The sequence below is a fragment of the Polynucleobacter sphagniphilus genome (assembly GCF_029892205.1).
Classification (GTDB): Bacteria; Pseudomonadota; Gammaproteobacteria; order Burkholderiales; family Burkholderiaceae; genus Polynucleobacter; species Polynucleobacter sphagniphilus.
Window position 1 is genome coordinate 776,896 of the sequence record NZ_JARXVX010000001.1, and the last position, 17,676, is coordinate 794,571.

Genomic DNA, 17,676 nt, shown 5'->3' on the forward strand with positions numbered 1-17,676 from the left:
ATGAGAAAACATTTCAACTTATTTAGTCAGTATCTTATTGGTGTTTTATTTGGTTTGGGTTTGATGACTTCAGGAATGACCAATCCAGAAAAAATCATCAATTTTTTGAATATCACTGGGTTATGGGATCCCTCGCTCTTGTTTGTGATGGTAGGGGCGGTATTGGTTGCGATGGCTGGTTTTTATATTCAATCTAAGCGTAGCGAGAGTTTCTTCGGCGGGGCTTTACATATACCAAGGCGGCGTGACATTACCAAACCTTTAGTCATTGGCGCATTTATTTTTGGGCTTGGCTGGGGTCTTGCGGGCTTTTGTCCTGGTCCAGCGATTGTTTCACTTGGAGCCATGCGAATAAAAGCGTTTATTTTTGTTGTTGCGATGTTAGCTGGCATGGAGATTTGTGAGCGTTTTTTCACAAATAACCATTCGTAAGCTTACTTTAGAATAACAGTAATCACCCTATAAAAATTGAGGAAAGTAAATGAGTGTCGCTATTGCAAGTCACAATGATTTATTTGGAACTGCAGGTCAGATATCAGTTGAGCACCTAGCTGAAATTGCTGCACTTGGATATAAGAGCGTGATTAATAATCGACCAGATTATGAGGGTGGCCCAGATCAACCTGCAAGTGATGAACTTCAAGTTCAGGCTGAGGCGCTAGGATTACATTACGCTTATTTGCCAGTGATTAGCGGCTCTCTAGCTCCCAATCAGATTGTTGAAATGGCGCACTTACTTAAAACTATGCCTGCTCCCATTCTGGCCTTTTGCCGCTCAGGAGCGCGTTCAAGTAATCTCTATCAACTTGCATTACAAATTCGTTAAGGTAATTTCATGCGTATAGATATCCCAGAAGAAAAAAGGCTGGTGCATGAAATGCGGATGCCGATACGCTGGGGTGACATGGATGCCTTTGGGCATGTCAACAATACCGTTTTTTTTCGGTATATGGAACAAGCCCGAGTTGAATGGATAGAATCACTAGGCTTTGGTATTCAGATTGATAAAACGGCCATGTTGATGGTTAATGGCTTTTGCAATTTCTATCAACAGCTCAATTACCCCGGTGAGCTGGTATTAAAAACCTATATTGGAGCAATAGGAAAATCCAGTGTTGATATGTACACAACGATGGCCCTTGTTACTAATGAAACGCAATTGGTTGCAGCTGGAGGTGCAACCATGGTTTGTGTTGATTTACAAACCAATAAATCCATTCCGTGGCCAAACGATGTACTCCAAAAAATTGCATAGGATGGCCGTTTGCAGTCTAGTAATCCACACATATTAAATATTGGTCTTTTTTCCAGCGAGCTGGATCGATACGATGCCGTTATCGATGTTCGCTCTCCAGCTGAATTTGCCTTAGATCATATTCCGGGCGCTTTAAATTACCCCGTTTTAAATAATGAAGAGCGCGCACAAATAGGATCTCTCTATAAGCAAGAATCTCCATTTGCCGCAAAAAAACTTGGCGCTGCGCTAGTTGCTCGCAATATAGCAATGCATCTTGAGAATTCTTTACTGGATTTTCCTCGTGAGTGGCGCCCCTTGATTTATTGCTGGCGAGGCGGAGAACGTAGCGGAGCTTTCACACACATTCTGAATCGCATTGGCTGGAAAGCCATGCAACTTGAGGGTGGGTATCAAGGGTTTAGACGCACTGTTATTGATGACTTAGAAAAATCATCTAAGGAATTTTCTTTTCAAGTGATTTGTGGTATGACGGGCAGTGGCAAAACCCGCATCCTGCAAGACCTGAAATCATTGGGGGCTCAGATACTTGATCTGGAGGCTTTGGCCATTCATAGGGGATCTGTGCTGGGTAGCGAACCTAATATCGAGCAACCTACGCAAAAGGGTTTTGAAACCAATCTCTGGAATGCTCTGCGATCTTTAGAATCCTCGAAAATTGTTTTCGTTGAATCAGAAAGCAAAAAAGTAGGTGGTTTACATATCCCTGATTCGCTGATGGAATCAATTCGCAATAGTCAATGTATTGAGTTACGTGCTTCGGTTGCCACGCGAGTTTCGTGGCTCTTGCAGGACTACCATCACTTTCTCTCAGACACTGAAAATTTTAAGCAAAAGCTAGCTCTGTTAACGTCACGCTATGGAAAGATCCAAATTGAAAAGTGGAGCACTGCTATAGACGCCAATCAATTTGATGCCTTAGTTCAGGAATTGTTGGAGGTGCATTATGACCCAGCTTATCAATCCTCAATTAAACGAAATTTTCCGAAGTATGATGAAAACAATTTTGTTGCCTTAGAAAATGACAGCGATAGCGCCTTTATGGATAGCGCGAGGATGTTATTAGAGAAGGCGGGGGATTTCAAATGAGCACGACACGCCGTCATTACCGCTACTACGATCTACTTTTGACTGCTTTTGTAGTCGTTTTACTGTGCTCTAATTTTATTGGTGCAGGAAAAGCTGCAGTTATTGATTTGCCTTATTTTGGAACCTGTGTCTTTGGTGGTGGGATCCTATTTTTTCCTATTGCATATTTCTTTGGCGACGTACTGACTGAGGTATATGGCTATGCCTATGATCGCAGGGCAGTTTGGGCAGGTTTTGCTGCGCTTGCATTTGCTGCAATCATGGCGCAGATTGTCATTTCATTGCCTGCAGCTCCAGGGGCTTATATGGCTAATTATCAACATGGATTGGAAACGGTCTTTGGTAATTCATGGAGAATTGCTCTTGCGTCCATGATCTCCTTCTGGTGTGGTAGCTTCATGAATAGCTTTGTGCTGGCCAAGTTCAAAATATTGACCCATGGTCGTTTTCTTTGGATGAGAACAATCGGCTCTACAGCCATGGGCGAGTTAATTGATTCCTCCCTCTTTTATATGCTTGCTTTTTACGGTATTTGGCCTACCCAAGAAGTCATCCAAGTCGCAGCAGCTCAATATGTGCTCAAAACATCCTGGGAGGTCTTAGCTACCCCTCTAACGTATTTCCTTGTGAACTTCCTAAAGCGCAAAGAAAATGAGGATTATTACGACATTGACACTAATTTCACGCCATTTAGAGTCAAAGTGTAAGTTTGGCCGTAAATAGGCCTTAAAACCGTTAAAATAACGATCTTTGCCAGCCAATTGAAGGCAGGTAAGCTTATTTTTATCAGAAAGTTAGAAACTATCCGTGCTGTCCGCATCTAATATCACTATGCAGTTTGGGGCCAAGCCCTTGTTTGAAAATATCTCCGTGAAGTTTGGCGGCGGAAATCGTTATGGCCTGATTGGGGCAAATGGTTGCGGTAAGTCTACTTTTATGAAAATCCTAGGTGGTGAGCTTGAGCCTACACATGGAAATATTAGTCTTGATCCTGGTATACGTTTAGGTAAATTACGTCAGGATCAGTTTGCTTATGAAGACGTCAGGGTTCTTGATGTAGTCATGATGGGGCATGAGGAGATGTGGAAAGCAGCAGCTGAGCGCGATGCGATCTACGCTAATCCAGAAGCTTCAGATGAAGACTATATGCGCGCCGCTGAGCTTGAGGGCAAGTACGCTGAATACGGTGGTTATACCGCAGAAGCCAAAGCAGGGGAGCTGCTTTTGGGTATTGGTATTCCAATCGAGCAGCACAATGGCCCCATGAGTAATGTTGCGCCCGGATGGAAGTTGCGGGTATTACTTGCTCAAGCACTATTTTCAGACCCTGATGTTCTATTGCTAGATGAGCCAACCAATAACTTGGATATTCACTCTATTCATTGGTTAGAAGATATCTTGAATGAAATTAAGAGCACGATTGTGATTATTTCTCACGATCGCCACTTCTTAAATCAAGTTTGCACACATATGGCTGATATGGACTTCGGCACCTTAAAAGTCTATCCCGGCAATTACGATTCCTATATGCTGGCCTCGGTTCAGGCTAGGGCCCAACAGTTGAGCTCCAATGTCAAGGCTAAAGAGAAAATTGCTGAGCTACAGGCCTTCGTAGCCCGATTCTCTGCAAATGCTTCTAAAGCGCGACAAGCAACATCACGTCAAAAGCAATTAGAGAAGATTGAGATTGCTGAAATTAAGCCCTCTTCACGTCAAAATCCATTTATTCGCTTTGATTCAGAAAAGAAGTTACACAATATGGCAGTAGAGTGCAATGCGCTTACAAAGTCATTTGACCGAACTATCTTCAAAAACTTTAAGTTAGGTGTGCGCGCCGGCGAAAAGATTGCCATTATTGGTCAAAATGGTGCTGGTAAGACTACGTTGTTGAAAACCATATTAAGCAAACGTTTCGAAGGAATTGCTGCCGATAGCGGCGATGTAAAGTGGGCTGAAAACGCTAAAGTGGGCGTCATGCCACAAGACAATACTGATTTGTTTGCCAAAGATGAAACTTTGATGGATTGGATGAACGCTTGGCGCTATAACGGCGACGATGATCAGGTCATTCGGGGCACTCTAGGTCGCTTACTATTTTCTGGTGATGATATTGGTAAATCAGTCAAAGTCCTCTCTGGTGGTGAAAAGGGAAGGATGATTTGGGGCAAATTAATGCTTCAAAAGTACAACGTCTTGGCAATGGATGAGCCAACCAATCACATGGACATGGAGTCCATCGAAAGCCTGCAAATTGCGCTTGAGAAATATGAAGGTACCTTGATATTTGTGTCGCACGATCGGGAGTTTGTATCGGCATTAGCAAACCGAATTCTTGAGGTCAAAATGGATGGAACCGTGACGGATTATTCCGGCACATATGAAGAGTATTTGCGCAGCCAAGCAATTACCGGCTAAAAGGAAATCAAGTTAATCCTTGGACTGTCTTTGGAAGCGCATAGCGGTGCCCTCATCGCGAATGCGTTTCCATACCACTTCTTTCTCCTCTTGACTAAAAAATACCCAGTTGCTCACTTCGTTAAGAGTGCGTCCGCAACCCTGGCAAATATCATCATATAAGGTTGTACACACCCCAATACAAGGTGAGTCTGAGTCATCATCTCCAGTTGACAATGAATGTGAGCCTGAATTTGTGTAATCTGTATTCATGGCAATACTGTAGTCGATTTCATGGGTGAGTGCTCAGCAAGTTCATCTACATATTGAGCTATTCCTGCTTGCTCCCTCTGTAAGAAATTCTCAACAGCAGCCATAAATTGGGGGTCGGATATCCAGTGCGCCGATTGAATGGTTTTAGGAAGAAATCCTCTTGCCATCTTGTGCTCACCTTGCGCACCACCCTCAAAAGTCTGTATTCCCTCTTTAATACAATATTCAATAGCCTGGTAATAGGCCGTTTCGAAATGCAGGTTTGGAATGTACTCCAATGCACCCCAATAACGCCCATGTGCTTTTAAGCTATTTCTATCAAGGACCAATAGAGAGGCGGCTATCGACAATCCTTTTTTTGAAGCAATAATTAAATGGAGATTTTCGGGCATACGCTTTGCAAGAAGCTTGAAAAAATTCTCACTAAGATAAGGTCTTGATTGATGTTCTAAGTACGTATTTTCATAACACTTATAAAAGAATTTCCAATCCTGATCATTCGTGCATTCCCCGTCCAAGTGAAGAAATTCAATCTCATGTAAATTAACTTGAGATCGTTCACGCCGAATATTTTTGCGCCGCTTCATATTTAATGAAGCTAAGTATTCATCAAAACTGGTATATCCGAGATTGTGCCAATGAAATTGCACTGAATCACGTAGTGCAAATCCAGCTTGGGTAAAAAACGGTAACTCATCATCGAGCGGAAATAGGGTGTGTGCTGAAGATAATTGATTCTGGATACACAGTGACTTTAGTCCACTGACGAGCAATTTTTGTCTGGTCGCCTTATCTTCTCCTTCTGGCACTAGCAATCGTGAGCCTTGGACCGGTGTAAAGGGGATGGCACAGAGGGCTTTGGGATAGTATTGTTTACCGCTTTGCTCATAGGCTTGAGCCCAAGACCAGTCAAAAACAAATTCACCGTAAGAGTGTTGCTTTAAATATAAAGGTAGCGCACCCAATAATTTACCCTTGGTATCCTTTAAGAGAATATGGGCTGGTTGCCAACCAGTAACGCCACTAACACATCCGCATTCTTCAAGACTACTTAGAAATTCATATCTTAAAAAGGGTGTACTGGATATATCTAGTAGGGCATTCCATTGCTCGGCAGGAACTTCCGATAGGCTATCAGCTAACTCTAGTTGATATTGATCTGAATTCAAGTCGCTTTACGCTCAATCAATTCAATCTTGTAGCCGTCTGGATCAGTAACAAATGCAATGATCGTATCGCCGCCTAGTACAGGCCCAGCTTCGCGGGTGACATTTCCACCGGCACCTTTTATTTTGGCGCACGCCGCATACGCATCAGAAACTGAAATAGCGATATGTCCATATGCGCTACCAAGATCATAGCTGGTGACACCATGGTTGTAAGTTAACTCAATTTCAGATTGGCCATCTTGATTGCCGTTACCGTAACCAACAAATGCGAGAGAATAGTTTTGATCTGGTCTTTCTGTAGTGCGGAGCAAATTCATACCCAATATATCGGTATAAAAATGGACGGAGCGTTTAAGGTCGCCAACGCGAAGCATGGTGTGTAGGATCATCATTTTTATAAATATAAAGCTAATTTCAATTGAAGGTTTACATTAAAAAACCCAGGCTTGACCTGGGCTTTTGCCTGCTCTAAAGCTCAAAATTACTGAATCTTTGCTTTAGCACGCAGTTTTTGCATCATCTCTGAAAACTTCGCTTTCTGCCAATTTTGATCTGATGCAATCATTTGCTTTAGCTGCTCACGAACTTCATCCATGCTAGGGGTTTTCACATCGCGAATATCGTCAACTTTGATAATGTGCCAACCAAATTGTGATTTCACTGGCTTATCTGTAACTTGTCCCTTTTTAAGCTGCACCATAGCGTTGGAAAACTCAGGAACCAGGGATTTCTCACCAACCCAGCCTAAATTGCCACCAGTGGAAGCTGATCCAGGATCCTTGGATTTTGATTTCGCAAGATCATCGAAATTTGCCCCCGCCTTAATTTGCGCGGTAAGCGCTTTAGCATCTGCCTCTTTTTCAACCAATATATGTTGTACTTGATATTCCTTGCCGTTATATTGGTTTTTCATTGATTCGTAGGCTGCTTTTAGCTCATCCTCGGTGATGCCTTCTTTACGAATGTAATCTTCAAACACAGCAGAAACCAAAATACCCATCTTAGATTGCTCAATCTGCTCCCGCACAGTTTCGCTCTGAGTAAGGCCGCGTTTATCGGCTTCTTGCAAAATCAATTCCCTGGTCACAAGCATTTCACGGGCTTGATCTCGCACTTGTGGGTTATCGGCCTGCCCAGATTTTTTGACCAGGTTATCCAGCTTTGCTTTTGGTATCGGCGTGCCATTCACAATTACCGCATTTTGAGCATGGGCACACACTACCAGGAGATTGGAGCTTAATATTGCAATAGATAGAATTTGACGGATAGTATTCATTTAAATTGACGGTAATTGAATTAATAAAAGTAAAAGAATAAAGCAGATTAAAAAAGCAAATTAAAAAGCATCTTCTGGAGCCTTTGCCACAATAGTAAGGGCATGAATATCGCCCGACATTCTTTGTGAAAGCGCTGCATAAACTGCACGATGACGTGCTAGAGGGTTTAATCCGCTAAATTCAGGCGCAATAATGTAAATTTTAAAATGTCCGCCACCAGATGCAGCGCCGGCATGCCCCGCATGCAAGTGACTCTCATCTTCGATGCTTAAATGAGTCGGCTTGAAGGCCAGTTTGAGGTCTAATTTAAATAATTCGATGCGTTTTTGATTAAGGCTCATTGTGAGTTTGCTCCATGTGACGCCCCAACCAGATGCCCTGTGCGATGACGAAAGCCAGCAGCAAGCCTGTACTACCAAAGAGCTTGAAATTAACCCAATCCGATTCGGAATACTCAAACGCTACATATAGATTTAATGCGCCCATGAAGAAGAAAAAAAGAGCCCATGCAATATTTAATTTGCCCCAAGCGGATACTGAGCTATTGGCCTTTAAGGTAATTTGCTTACCCATTAATACTTGAATCCAATTTTTGTTAAAAAATTGGGAGCTAATGATTAAAGCACCTGAAAAGAGCCAATAAAGCGCGGTTGGTTTTAGCTGTATGAATGTTTTGTTATGTAGAAATATAGTTAGGCTACCAAAAACCAAAATCATGACTAGACTTACCCATTGCATGGCATCAATTTTTCGATGGCGGTAATACACCCACAAAATTTGACCAATGGTTGCTACCATAGCAACAATAGTTGCAGAATATATATCGCCAAATTTAAAGGCGATAAAAAAGAGAATGATGGGGAATAAATCAAATAAAAATTTCATGTGTTGATTATCCTGCTAAACCTATTTAATCGGTTTCGGTGTTCATTTTGGCATTGGAGCTGGGCTCGAAAGCCAGAGATGCCGAATTAATGCAGTAACGCAGTCCAGTGGGTTGGGGGCCGTCTTCAAAGACATGGCCTAAATGTGCATCACAGTTCGCACAGCGAACCTCGGTTCGAATCATTGCGTGGCTTGTATCACGATGCTCCAGGATGGCAGCATTATTTTGAGGTGCGCAATAACTTGGCCAGCCGCAACCTGCATCAAATTTGGTATTGGATAGAAAAAGGGGTGTTCCACAACAAACGCATGAGTATTGACCCTGATCCCAGTGATCCCAGTATTTCCCTGTAAACGGACGCTCAGTTGCAGACTCGCGAGTGACTCGATATTCAATATCACTCAATTGTTTTTTATATTCTTCGTTACTTTTTTTCATAGTGAACTCAATTTATTAAAAAATTAACACATCAAGAGGAACAGCTTACCTCGACAGGATCAAGATCTGAGGGTGGAGGGCTTGCATAAAGATCATATTGATTTTGCTCATCATATGGACTGCTTAGAATTTCCAAAAGTCTTTTTACTTCGGAAAAGTCATCAGACTGCGCCATCGTAATTGCATGTTGGGCGAGGTGATTTCGCAATACATATTTTGGATTAATTTGATTCATCTTTACAGAGCGTTCTGAATCATCTATACCTTCAATATTTAGTCGTTTTAGATAGTCCGAGAACCACAGATCAATTTGTTTGCGATCGATGAATAAATTTCTTAAGGATATATTTTCGATTGAGTCCTGGCATTTTATTTTAGATAAAGAGCGGAAGAAATGAGTGAAGTCAACGCGTGAATCATGCATTGCCTGCAGTAATCTTTCGATCAGAAAAATATCATCATCAAGATTCTTTGTAAGGCCCAATTTTGCCCTAAAAAGACTTTGCCATTTTTGCGCAAACTTTTTAGGAAGCTCACCAAGCGCATTCTGCAAAAGGGCTTGAGACTCTTCGCCGCTATAAGTCAATTCCATTAGAGGCAGAAATGCACTTGCTAGACAAGCCATATTCCAATGCATTATCTGTGGCTGTCGATGATAGGCATATCGCCCAGCTTGATCGCTGTGATTGCAAATATGATCAATCTGAAAGCCATCTAAAAAACCAAAAGGGCCATAGTCAATAGTGAGACCAAGAACACTAATATTGTCGCTATTCAATACGCCATGACAGAAACCAACTGCTTGCCACTGCGCAACTAACTCTGCATTTCGACTACATATTGACTTATAAAGAGCTAAATAAGGGTCGGTCTCATTTGCACAATCTGGATAATGCTCTGATATTAATGCGTTGGCCAATTCTTGTAAGCGTTCAATATCTTGAGCGGAAGCGTAGTGCTCAAAATGGCCCACTCTTAGAAAGCTTGGTGCTAGTCTTGTACATACGGCCGCCGTCTCCATGGTTTCACGCCGAACCAGTTCTTTTGAGCCCACAACCGATAATGCTCGAGTAGTTGGGATTCCCAGCGCATGCATTGCTTCGCTACACAGAAATTCTCTAATCGAAGAGCGCAAAACTGCGCGCCCATCACCCATGCGGGAATAGCGCGTCTTGCCGGCCCCCTTTAGCTGAATCTCCATGTTTGCAATCTGCCCCAAGAGGATTGCCCGACCATCGCCTAATTGACCCGCCCAAACTCCAAATTGGTGACCGCTATAAGCGCTAGCTATCGGCGACGAAAATTGATACTTAGCGGTCTGAAGGGTATTTCCAGCTAATACATCAAGCCAGGAACTATCCATTGGCATTCTGTCTGCATTCAACTCGATACCAATGAGGCTTGCCACAGCAGGTGAAAACGCCACCCAATATGGATCGGGTAGGGGGGTGGGGGCTACGGAGTGACTGACATCGTCACCTTTTAAGGGAAAGGTCATAATCTTATTCTATGAGTAATTCCAATTGAGCACACAAGCCATTAAAATCATTCCATGACCAATCAACTTGAACATAAGGCAGCCACTCAGTTGGCCAACCTAGGCGAAGAGCTCAATGTCCCTTTCTTGAAGCTCTTAGGAGTGCGTCTCTTAACGGCGGAGATGGGCAAGGGGGAGATTTTGTTGGCCTTAAAACCAGAGCATACCAATACTTGGGAAGTTGCGCATGGTGGGGTTTTGCTTACATTGATGGATGTCGCAATGGCTGTTGCTGCCCGCTCAAGCGATCCGGGCGATCGCAGCGTTGTTACGATTGAACTAAAGAATAATTTTATGCAAGCGGCATTGGGGGTTTTAAGAGTGAAGGCTGATACGGTGCGCAGAACTGCAACCATGGCTTTTTGTGAGGCTAAGCTTTATAACGATCAGGGTGAAATTTGCTGCATGGCCACTGGTACATTTCAGTTCATCAAACGCTTAGCCTCTCGTAATACAGAGGGTGAACGAGTTATCAACGAAGATAAGCGATAGATTTGCAGTTCATCAAACTGATAAGTTTGAATCACTCGCTGCATTAATTTGACCGGCGATGACGTCATGCCCAATAACACCATTGGCATCAAAACGCCTTTCGATCATTTCATAATTGCCATCTTTGCGTATCCTCAATATCGTACTCGAGCGCGTACCATATGAAGGGGTTTGAATAAAAGCAGCTGACAGAACCTTTTCCCACTCCTTATTAACGCCGGTATTAGGAAGTTCCTGAGTGCTAGCCTCATGCTGGTCTGCCAATAAGCTCAAATAATGATCGGCATTTTTTAGATCACCGTGATCCATTGCCAATGCTTGAGCAAAAGCAGCTATTCGATGATTCACTTTTGGCCACGGGGTATCAAGCATGGCATTTGAAAGACCATAAACACCAGGATCCAATGGCTGCTTTGGGTAAATTTTTCTAGGGCGAATGCTTTGCCCCATTAGCAAACGATTGCTAACCCAATGCATTTCAGGATTTATGGGATTGCTAAAGTCTGATAGCAGTAAATTGAAGCCATTGTATTGATCGAAGCGTTTTGCATTCTGGGAAATAAATTGGTCTGGTCGATTCTCGCTAGCTAAATACATGAGGGGTAACTCACCCCGAGTTCTTGCGTCAGGCCGTTTTTCGCTAGGAGCTCGAACATTCGTCAACGCGGCAAAACGCCCTTTATTGGAAAGGCCAAGCCAAGTACCAGGACTACCCAATACATCAGCCCGATCTTTGCCTGCCAATATGTGGGGATGATCTTGCCACCAGGAAATTCCCTGAGTATCGCGCTCATAAAATTCATCGCGGTTAGCTGCAACGACTAGCGAGTATTCGGGGTGCGATTGCCAGGCAAAAAGAATGAGGCACATGATTTTCTTAAATTTCAATCAGTGGATAGGGTAGTGCATCGATCTTGAGGGCCGGACCTTCAGGGTTTGCAACCCGTAACTCACCAGCTTCTAGCGCTTCTAACTTACATTCCACTTGCAAATCAATGCGAGCATTGTCAAAAGAGTTTGCCGCTGCGAGAACAATCATTCCGGCTGGCTGTGATGGATCCCCTGAATTAAATACCTCCACTCCCGCCTGAAAAAAGGCTAAGGTTACTGGATCGTTACTACCGTGGGCTAGTTGTAGACGACGCTTAATAACACCCCGATATTGACTGCGAGCTACTATTTCTTGTCCGGGGTAACAACCCTTTTTAAAATCAACACCAGCCACAGACTCAAAATTAATCATTTGTGGAACAAATTGTTCTTGTGTTGCTAAAACAATTCTAGGAATCGCGCTCATGACTTCCAGATAATTCCACATGTTTTGGCACTCAGTTGTGCTCTCTTTAGTAGGTTTGGAGACGCTCGCTGGTTCTGCCACTAGTATCCGGCCATAAGATAAAGTGTTTATCGCCACATCTGGCATACGTAAACCAATGGTGCCTGCTGCTGCATGTAAATCATCTATGGGTTTATTTTCATCATAAATCCCTGAAATGAGCCACTCATCAGACACATCTTTGACTGTTACTTTAGAGCGCAAAACAAACATAGAAAGGCGTTTGGCAAAAGCCGTCGCAATATCTCTAGATATAAATAGTGCAAATCGATCATCAGAAGTATCGTTAACCGGGAATAGACCCAGCCATGCGCTAGCCATCAAACGGCCCTTAGGACTGCAGTACCCCACCAATCTGACTGCACCATTACCTTTGGCAATTTCAGGAGAAAGAGTGCGCTTCAGCCCCAAGACGGAATTACTGAGTTGATTTTGTAGAAAGGTTGCGGCATCTGGACCTTCTACAAATATGAGTCCCCATTGGGGTAATACAGTAAGCCCTTGATGCAATGGATTGGAAAAATGAGGGTTATTTTGGGTTTGTTTTGTCATGACGCTTTTATCATAGCGTGATGAGCAGAAAATTTCAGAAAAGAACCCTTTTGGTACAAAAATCCAAAAACAGTCAATTACGTAGATGGGGTCTTTTGGCGCTTACCTTAGTTGCTGTTTTTTATTGCTTTCTTTTCTTTTGGCCTGTGATACCAAATACCCCAAATAGTAATGAAGCAAATGCGTTTAAGGTCAAGATCAATCCACAATCTAGTCTAGCCTCCATTGGTGGGCAACTTAAGCAGCAGGGAATTCTGGTGAACGCATTCACACTCCCGATTGCAGCTAGATCATTCTTTGTGGGCGCCAAGCTAAAGCCAGGGACATACCTTTTCCCGCTTGGCGGGAGTCTTGGGAAACTTTTATTGCAAATGGCCCGTGGCGATCGTGTGCGCGAAAGTATCGCCATCATTCCAGGCATGACAATTAGGCAATTACAAGCAATTATCGATAGTCATCCAGCGTTGATACATCAAACTAAGGGGTTGAGCTCCAAAGAGCTCTTACAAGCCCTTAACCTATCCTATCTAGGGGATGAGGGCTTATTTTTCCCGGATACCTATATTTTTGATCCTGATGAAGCAGACATTACCATCTACCGTAGAGCTTCTCAGGCGATGCAAAAGCAGTTAAGTTATGCATGGCAGCAACGTGACCCCATGACCCCTTTAAAAACACCATATGAATTATTAATCCTAGCCTCAATTATTGAGAAAGAGACGGGGAAAAACAGTGATCGTGCGATGGTCGCCGCAGTGTTTGTCAATCGCCTTAGCAAAGGGATGATGTTACAAACAGATCCCACTGTAATATATGGCTTAGGCCCTAATTTTGACGGGAATTTACGTAAATCAGACCTGCGTAGAGACAATCCCTACAATACCTATATGCACAAAGGACTACCTCCCACTCCAATTGCAATGCCCAGTCAGGACTCCTTAATGGCGACAGCGCATCCAGCAAATAGTGATGTACTTTATTTTGTTGCTCGCGGGGATGGTACGAGCCATTTTTCCAAGACCTTAAATGAACATGAATTAGCGGTAGATCGTTTTCAGCGAAAGCACACCAGTACAAGTAAGCCTCAACAATAAATAATATTTTTATGACAAATCAATTTCCGGGATATTTCATTAGTTTTGAAGGTATCGATGGGGCAGGGAAGAGTACTCATTTAGATGCTTTCAGGGCGCTTCTACAAGAGCGCTTTCCACACCAAGAAGTAATCTTAACGAGAGAGCCCGGCGGTACTGCTCTGGGTGAGAAATTACGCAGTTTGCTACTCGATTCCCCAATGAATATTGAAACTGAAGCACTACTCATGTTTGCGGCAAGACGCGAACATATCGCGCAGGTAATTGAGCCTGCACTAAGCTCCGGAAAGATTGTGATTTCAGACCGCTTCACAGATGCAAGCTTTGCCTATCAAGGCGGCGGACGCGGATTGAGTTTGAATAAATTAAATGCTTTGGAGTCGTGGGTTCAAACTATGCCCAATGGCCAATTACTGCAACCGAACCTGACTATCCTATTTGATCTACCAGGTTCAATAGCAGAGTCTCGAAGGAGTCAGGTTCGTACACCGGATAAGTTTGAAAAAATGGATTTGTCCTTTTTTGAGAAGGTACGGCAAGAATATCTTCGTAGAGCCCAATTAGACCCCCAGCGCTTTTACCTGATTGATGCCACTCAAACTAAAGAGCATATATGGAATCTCTTGAAGGCAATCGAGATCAACCCTGCATGAGACCTCAAGCGATAGCACCTTGGCTTCACGCTGTCTGGGATAGCCTGGATTTCCATTCCTTTCCTAATGCGATGCTGTTGCATGGTCAATCAGGAATGGGCAAGTTTGAATTCGCTATTTCGCTATCAAAAGCGCTTCTATGCGAATCTCCAGATTCTCAGAATAGGCCCTGCAATCAATGTGAGGCCTGTCATTGGTTTGATTCTGGCAATCACCCTGATTTCATTGCGCTTACCCCAGAAACGCATCGTAAATATTTACCTCAAGGTAATTTTGATATCGATTCTGAGCCTTCCAAAAAAACTAAATCAACCCGCGATGATGATGGTGACGCAACAGAAAAAAAGGAAAAGAAGAATATCTCCATTGAAGAGACTCGTAGCGCCATAGAAAGTTTATCCATTGGTTCTCATCGAGGTGGAAATCGTGTCATCCTAATTTATCCACTAGAAATGCTAAGGCCTGATTCTGCAAACACTTTATTGAAGTCACTAGAAGAGCCTCCCGCAAATACTATTTTTATTTTGCTCGCTGATCGACTTGATCGAGCGCTTCCCACCATTCGTTCACGTTGCAGGTTGGTTGCCGCTCCAAGACCCGAGAGGGCTTTGGGTTTGGCTTGGATACGAGAGCAATTATTGCGTATCTCTCAATTTAGAATGAGTGATTCTGATATTGAATCTATTTACGATGAGCAGGGTGGTGCGCCTTATGCAGTATTGGAGTCCCTCATTGCGCGTCACAATAAAGATGAAAAGGATGAGTTAAGCATTTCAATCCAAGCAGCGCGCTACTTGCTGGAATCATTGTCTCAAGGATATAGAATGAACTGGCTTGATGCTGCTGAAAAAATACAGAAGGCGCGATTCGCGGTCCTGCTTGCAACTATGCAACGCTGGGTATCTGATTTGCAAACAGTCACTCAGCAGGCTCAGCCACGCTACTATCCCAACCATGCGACCACCTTGTCTAAATTGGCTCAACAAGCCAGGCCTCTTAAATTGTTTAAATTCTGGAAATCGCTTATACAAATGCGCAGGAATGAAAACCACCCACTCGCCATTCGCATACAACTTGAATCCTTACTTTCCCAATATCAGCAAGTTTTCGAGGATTAAAATAGTCAGTTATGTTCATTGACTCCCATTGCCACCTTGATTTCCCTGAATACCAATCTCGATTGCCAGAGGTTTTGGCCAATATGGTGACCGCTAAAGTCACTCATGCACTCTGTGTCTCTGTAGATTTACCTGACTTTCCTAATGTGTTGAAATTAGCCCAAGAACATCCTCATCTATATGCCTCTGTGGGCGTGCACCCTGATTACGAAGATACGCCAGAACCAACTGTAGATTTTTTAGTTAGCGCTGCCAAAGACCCCAAAATCATTGCAATCGGGGAAACGGGCTTGGACTACTATCGAATGGGTGACAGAAACTATGAATCCATGGAATGGCAGCGAGATCGCTTCCGCACCCATATACGTGCCGCCTTGGCATCCAAGAAGCCCCTCATCATTCACACGCGTTCGGCTTCCGATGACACGCTCAGAATTCTGAAGGAAGAGGGCGCGGATCAAATAGGCGGGGTCATGCATTGTTTCACCGAGAGCCTAGAGGTAGCTCGTGCAGCTATTGATCTAGGTTTCTACATTTCCTTTTCAGGTATCGTGACCTTTAAAAGCGCCAGAGAACTTCAGGAGACCTGTAAGGCCATCCCCTTAGATCGAATGTTGATTGAGACTGATTCCCCGTATTTAGCCCCAATTCCTTATCGCGGTAAGACAAATGAACCAGCCTGGGTATCTAAAGTAGGTGAATTTATTGCCAATCTAAGGGGGGAGTCTCTTGATCTGGTGGGTACCCAAACTAGTAAGAATTTTTTTGAATGTTTTCAAATAGATAGGTCAATATTGTGAGAACTTACAATAAATATTTAATGGTCTTTTTTACCGCCATCATTTGTCTTAATGGCGCATCTTATGCACAAACAGCGAGCGAGATTGCTGACTTTACTAAAGCTGCAAAATTTGATGACATATCCGAGGTGAAATCACTGGTGGCCAAGGGTATTAGCCCCAACACCCTGGATCCAAAAGGCAATCCAATGCTAATTGTTGCTATTAACGATAAATCATACAAAGTGATTGATTTCCTTCTGAGCAATAATACAATCGATGTCGATTTACAGAATAAAAATGGGGAAACTCCGCTCATGATTGCCTCTATTAATGGCGATCTTGGGGTGGTTAAAACCCTGATTCTTCAGAAAAAGGCGAATATTAACCCAGTCGGCTGGACACCATTACATTACGCTGCAACCAGAGGCAATCTAGCAGTTGCTCAATTTCTAATTGCTAATGGCGCAGTTGTAAATGCACTAAGTCCTAGCCATACAACGCCATTAATGATGGCAGTTCAATCAGGCAATGAAGTCCTTGTTAAGTTGCTTTTGGATAACGGCGCTGATTTAAAGATTCGTAATACAGCCGGATTTTCCGCAATCGACGTTGCTGACTTATTTGATAAAACAGATATCAAGATTGGTTTAATGTCACGCTGGCAAAAGCTCTATAAGGAGCCATATCCAGGCGGCCCAAAATCATCCAAGTGATAAATATACTTTATATATCTGCGTATAATCATTATTATGTCAAATAAGATATTGAATCTATAAAGCTACGAATAAACATCTATGCAATCAAGCTTCATGATACTCAATTTCATAAACATCTTTGCTGACCTCCCCAGCTTTACAACTCTTTTCCGTGAAATAAGTGCTGACATGGGAAGTACCGATATCTGGGGAATCGTCATACTTGCTTGCTTAATGTTGACCCTCCATGGTGTTGCCGTACTGGCAATTGCAGCCGCTTTTCATGAGCTTGATCAACGATTAAAAAATAAACGCGTTTATGGGGCTAATTTTTTATCTTATTTTTTTGCCATTTTGCTGATTATTGGAACGCACCTGCTTGAAATCATAGGATGGTCTTATGTCTGTGTTGCACTTAAGGTATTCCCAACCAACCCACAAACCTTTTATTTTGCTGGTGAAATGTATACAACTGTTGGGTATGGTGATTGGAACCTTGCCGAGAAATGGAAAATTTTACCAATCATTATTTCATTCTCTGGGATCTTTGCGGTATCCATGTCTGGCGCTGCAATGTACTCAATGATGGGCGCATTGATCAACCGACCTTCAAGCAAAAATAATCCATCCGCCTAA

General features: G+C 43.1%; 23 protein-coding genes. 13 read left to right on the top strand and 10 right to left on the bottom strand.

Translation table 11 applies throughout. From position 1 onward, the window contains the following. The 6 genes from M2125_RS04105 to M2125_RS04130 all read left to right on the top strand — a co-directional run bounded on the left by M2125_RS04105 (window position 1) and on the right by M2125_RS04130 (window position 4,759). A complete protein-coding gene (locus M2125_RS04105) occupies window positions 1-432 on the top strand; it encodes a DUF6691 family protein (RefSeq protein ID WP_076023396.1) in 432 nt (143 codons plus the stop codon). A gap of 49 nt (window positions 433-481) precedes the next feature. Then, window positions 482-826, top strand: coding sequence for a protein tyrosine phosphatase family protein (locus M2125_RS04110; protein WP_076023397.1), 345 nt, complete (start codon window positions 482-484; stop codon window positions 824-826). 9 nt (window positions 827-835) lie between these two features. Next, window positions 836-1,255 carry an acyl-CoA thioesterase gene (locus tag M2125_RS04115; protein WP_280742511.1) on the top strand — a complete coding sequence of 140 codons (420 nt, stop codon included), beginning with the start codon at window positions 836-838 and terminating at the stop codon, window positions 1,253-1,255. 9 nt (window positions 1,256-1,264) lie between these two features. Beyond that, a complete protein-coding gene (mnmH, locus tag M2125_RS04120; protein WP_280742512.1) occupies window positions 1,265-2,344 on the top strand; it encodes a tRNA 2-selenouridine(34) synthase MnmH in 1,080 nt (359 codons plus the stop codon). Then, window positions 2,341-3,051, top strand: coding sequence for a queuosine precursor transporter (locus M2125_RS04125; protein ID WP_076023400.1), 711 nt, complete (start codon window positions 2,341-2,343; stop codon window positions 3,049-3,051). Before mnmH ends, M2125_RS04125 begins: the two co-directional genes overlap by 4 nt. Window positions 3,052-3,151: 100 nt before the next feature. Further along, on the top strand, window positions 3,152-4,759 hold the full coding sequence (locus tag M2125_RS04130) for an ABC-F family ATPase (RefSeq protein WP_076023401.1): 1,608 nt from the start codon (window positions 3,152-3,154) through the stop codon (window positions 4,757-4,759). Between the two features lie 12 nt (window positions 4,760-4,771). On the opposite strand, the gene M2125_RS04135 is transcribed toward M2125_RS04130, so the two are convergent. The 8 genes from M2125_RS04135 to M2125_RS04170 form a co-directional block, all read right to left on the bottom strand. Further along, on the bottom strand, window positions 4,772-5,011 hold the full coding sequence (locus M2125_RS04135) for a DUF1289 domain-containing protein (RefSeq protein ID WP_076023402.1): 240 nt from the start codon (window positions 5,009-5,011) through the stop codon (window positions 4,772-4,774). Next, the gene (locus M2125_RS04140; RefSeq protein ID WP_280742513.1) at window positions 5,008-6,180 is read right to left on the bottom strand and encodes a GNAT family N-acetyltransferase; all 1,173 of its coding nucleotides are present in this window, start codon (window positions 6,178-6,180) and stop codon (window positions 5,008-5,010) included. The genes M2125_RS04135 and M2125_RS04140 overlap by 4 nt, the downstream gene beginning before the upstream one ends. Continuing rightward, window positions 6,177-6,572: a lactoylglutathione lyase gene (gloA, locus tag M2125_RS04145; RefSeq protein WP_277541102.1), complete on the bottom strand. Its 396-nt coding sequence runs from the start codon at window positions 6,570-6,572 to the stop codon at window positions 6,177-6,179. Before gloA ends, M2125_RS04140 begins: the two co-directional genes overlap by 4 nt. 89 nt (window positions 6,573-6,661) lie before the next feature. Continuing rightward, window positions 6,662-7,456, bottom strand: coding sequence for a peptidylprolyl isomerase (locus M2125_RS04150; RefSeq protein ID WP_083657502.1), 795 nt, complete (start codon window positions 7,454-7,456; stop codon window positions 6,662-6,664). Between the two features lie 60 nt (window positions 7,457-7,516). Continuing rightward, window positions 7,517-7,798: a BolA family protein gene (locus M2125_RS04155; protein WP_076023405.1), complete on the bottom strand. Its 282-nt coding sequence runs from the start codon at window positions 7,796-7,798 to the stop codon at window positions 7,517-7,519. Beyond that, the gene (locus tag M2125_RS04160; RefSeq protein WP_076023406.1) at window positions 7,788-8,342 is read right to left on the bottom strand and encodes a septation protein A; all 555 of its coding nucleotides are present in this window, start codon (window positions 8,340-8,342) and stop codon (window positions 7,788-7,790) included. Before M2125_RS04160 ends, M2125_RS04155 begins: the two co-directional genes overlap by 11 nt. Before the next feature lie 25 nt (window positions 8,343-8,367). Continuing rightward, window positions 8,368-8,781: a peptide-methionine (R)-S-oxide reductase MsrB gene (gene msrB / locus M2125_RS04165; protein ID WP_280742514.1), complete on the bottom strand. Its 414-nt coding sequence runs from the start codon at window positions 8,779-8,781 to the stop codon at window positions 8,368-8,370. A 31-nt stretch (window positions 8,782-8,812) separates the two neighbouring features. Continuing rightward, complete coding sequence (locus M2125_RS04170; RefSeq protein ID WP_280742515.1) at window positions 8,813-10,279, bottom strand: protein adenylyltransferase SelO; 1,467 nt, start codon at window positions 10,277-10,279, stop codon at window positions 8,813-8,815. Between the two features lie 54 nt (window positions 10,280-10,333). Between M2125_RS04170 and M2125_RS04175 the strand changes: the two genes are divergently transcribed. Next, window positions 10,334-10,810, top strand: coding sequence for a PaaI family thioesterase (locus tag M2125_RS04175; protein ID WP_076023409.1), 477 nt, complete (start codon window positions 10,334-10,336; stop codon window positions 10,808-10,810). A gap of 12 nt (window positions 10,811-10,822) precedes the next feature. Here M2125_RS04175 and M2125_RS04180 read toward each other — a convergent pair whose 3' ends face one another. Together M2125_RS04180 and ygfZ are read right to left on the bottom strand one after the other, a co-directional pair. Beyond that, window positions 10,823-11,680 carry an NRDE family protein gene (locus M2125_RS04180; protein ID WP_280742516.1) on the bottom strand — a complete coding sequence of 286 codons (858 nt, stop codon included), beginning with the start codon at window positions 11,678-11,680 and terminating at the stop codon, window positions 10,823-10,825. Window positions 11,681-11,687: 7 nt separating this feature from the next. Next, entirely contained in the window at window positions 11,688-12,698 is a 1,011-nt protein-coding gene (gene ygfZ, locus M2125_RS04185; RefSeq protein WP_280742517.1) for a CAF17-like 4Fe-4S cluster assembly/insertion protein YgfZ, read from the bottom strand. 20 nt (window positions 12,699-12,718) lie between these two features. Here ygfZ and mltG point away from each other — a divergent pair, with 20 nt between their 5' ends. The 6 genes from mltG (at window position 12,719) to M2125_RS04215 (ending at window position 17,676) form a co-directional block, all read left to right on the top strand. Further along, entirely contained in the window at window positions 12,719-13,792 is a 1,074-nt protein-coding gene (mltG, locus tag M2125_RS04190; protein ID WP_280742518.1) for an endolytic transglycosylase MltG, read from the top strand. Between the two features lie 11 nt (window positions 13,793-13,803). Then, complete coding sequence (gene tmk, locus M2125_RS04195) at window positions 13,804-14,445, top strand: dTMP kinase (protein ID WP_277541126.1); 642 nt, start codon at window positions 13,804-13,806, stop codon at window positions 14,443-14,445. Further along, on the top strand, window positions 14,406-15,563 hold the full coding sequence (locus M2125_RS04200) for a DNA polymerase III subunit delta' (RefSeq protein ID WP_280742519.1): 1,158 nt from the start codon (window positions 14,406-14,408) through the stop codon (window positions 15,561-15,563). Before tmk ends, M2125_RS04200 begins: the two co-directional genes overlap by 40 nt. An 11-nt stretch (window positions 15,564-15,574) precedes the next feature. Continuing rightward, entirely contained in the window at window positions 15,575-16,363 is a 789-nt protein-coding gene (locus M2125_RS04205; RefSeq protein WP_280742520.1) for a TatD family hydrolase, read from the top strand. Between the two features lie 20 nt (window positions 16,364-16,383). Continuing rightward, the gene (locus M2125_RS04210; RefSeq protein WP_277541135.1) at window positions 16,384-17,058 is read left to right on the top strand and encodes an ankyrin repeat domain-containing protein; all 675 of its coding nucleotides are present in this window, start codon (window positions 16,384-16,386) and stop codon (window positions 17,056-17,058) included. Between the two features lie 96 nt (window positions 17,059-17,154). Next, window positions 17,155-17,676, top strand: a complete 522-nt coding sequence (locus M2125_RS04215) for an ion channel (protein ID WP_280742521.1) — start codon at window positions 17,155-17,157, stop codon at window positions 17,674-17,676.

Bases quoted from the DNA above. Each gene is read 5' to 3' on its own strand.
- M2125_RS04150 (WP_083657502.1), bottom strand. From the start codon at position 7,456: ATGAATACTATCCGTCAAATTCTATCTATTGCAATATTAAGCTCCAAT.
- M2125_RS04210 (WP_277541135.1), top strand. From the start codon at position 16,384: ATGGTCTTTTTTACCGCCATCATTTGTCTTAATGGCGCATCTTATGCA.
- M2125_RS04200 (WP_280742519.1), top strand. From the start codon at position 14,406: ATGGAATCTCTTGAAGGCAATCGAGATCAACCCTGCATGAGACCTCAA.
- tmk (WP_277541126.1), top strand. From the start codon at position 13,804: ATGACAAATCAATTTCCGGGATATTTCATTAGTTTTGAAGGTATCGAT.
- gloA (WP_277541102.1), bottom strand. From the start codon at position 6,572: ATGATGATCCTACACACCATGCTTCGCGTTGGCGACCTTAAACGCTCC.
- M2125_RS04125 (WP_076023400.1), top strand. From the start codon at position 2,341: ATGAGCACGACACGCCGTCATTACCGCTACTACGATCTACTTTTGACT.
- M2125_RS04110 (WP_076023397.1), top strand. From the start codon at position 482: ATGAGTGTCGCTATTGCAAGTCACAATGATTTATTTGGAACTGCAGGT.
- M2125_RS04205 (WP_280742520.1), top strand. From the start codon at position 15,575: ATGTTCATTGACTCCCATTGCCACCTTGATTTCCCTGAATACCAATCT.
- M2125_RS04160 (WP_076023406.1), bottom strand. From the start codon at position 8,342: ATGAAATTTTTATTTGATTTATTCCCCATCATTCTCTTTTTTATCGCC.
- M2125_RS04175 (WP_076023409.1), top strand. From the start codon at position 10,334: ATGACCAATCAACTTGAACATAAGGCAGCCACTCAGTTGGCCAACCTA.
- M2125_RS04115 (WP_280742511.1), top strand. From the start codon at position 836: ATGCGTATAGATATCCCAGAAGAAAAAAGGCTGGTGCATGAAATGCGG.
- M2125_RS04215 (WP_280742521.1), top strand. From the start codon at position 17,155: ATGATACTCAATTTCATAAACATCTTTGCTGACCTCCCCAGCTTTACA.
- M2125_RS04180 (WP_280742516.1), bottom strand. From the start codon at position 11,680: ATGTGCCTCATTCTTTTTGCCTGGCAATCGCACCCCGAATACTCGCTA.
- ygfZ (WP_280742517.1), bottom strand. From the start codon at position 12,698: ATGACAAAACAAACCCAAAATAACCCTCATTTTTCCAATCCATTGCAT.
- M2125_RS04155 (WP_076023405.1), bottom strand. From the start codon at position 7,798: ATGAGCCTTAATCAAAAACGCATCGAATTATTTAAATTAGACCTCAAA.
- msrB (WP_280742514.1), bottom strand. From the start codon at position 8,781: ATGAAAAAAAGTAACGAAGAATATAAAAAACAATTGAGTGATATTGAA.
- M2125_RS04105 (WP_076023396.1), top strand. From the start codon at position 1: ATGAGAAAACATTTCAACTTATTTAGTCAGTATCTTATTGGTGTTTTA.
- mltG (WP_280742518.1), top strand. From the start codon at position 12,719: ATGAGCAGAAAATTTCAGAAAAGAACCCTTTTGGTACAAAAATCCAAA.
- M2125_RS04170 (WP_280742515.1), bottom strand. From the start codon at position 10,279: ATGACCTTTCCCTTAAAAGGTGACGATGTCAGTCACTCCGTAGCCCCC.
- M2125_RS04135 (WP_076023402.1), bottom strand. From the start codon at position 5,011: ATGAATACAGATTACACAAATTCAGGCTCACATTCATTGTCAACTGGA.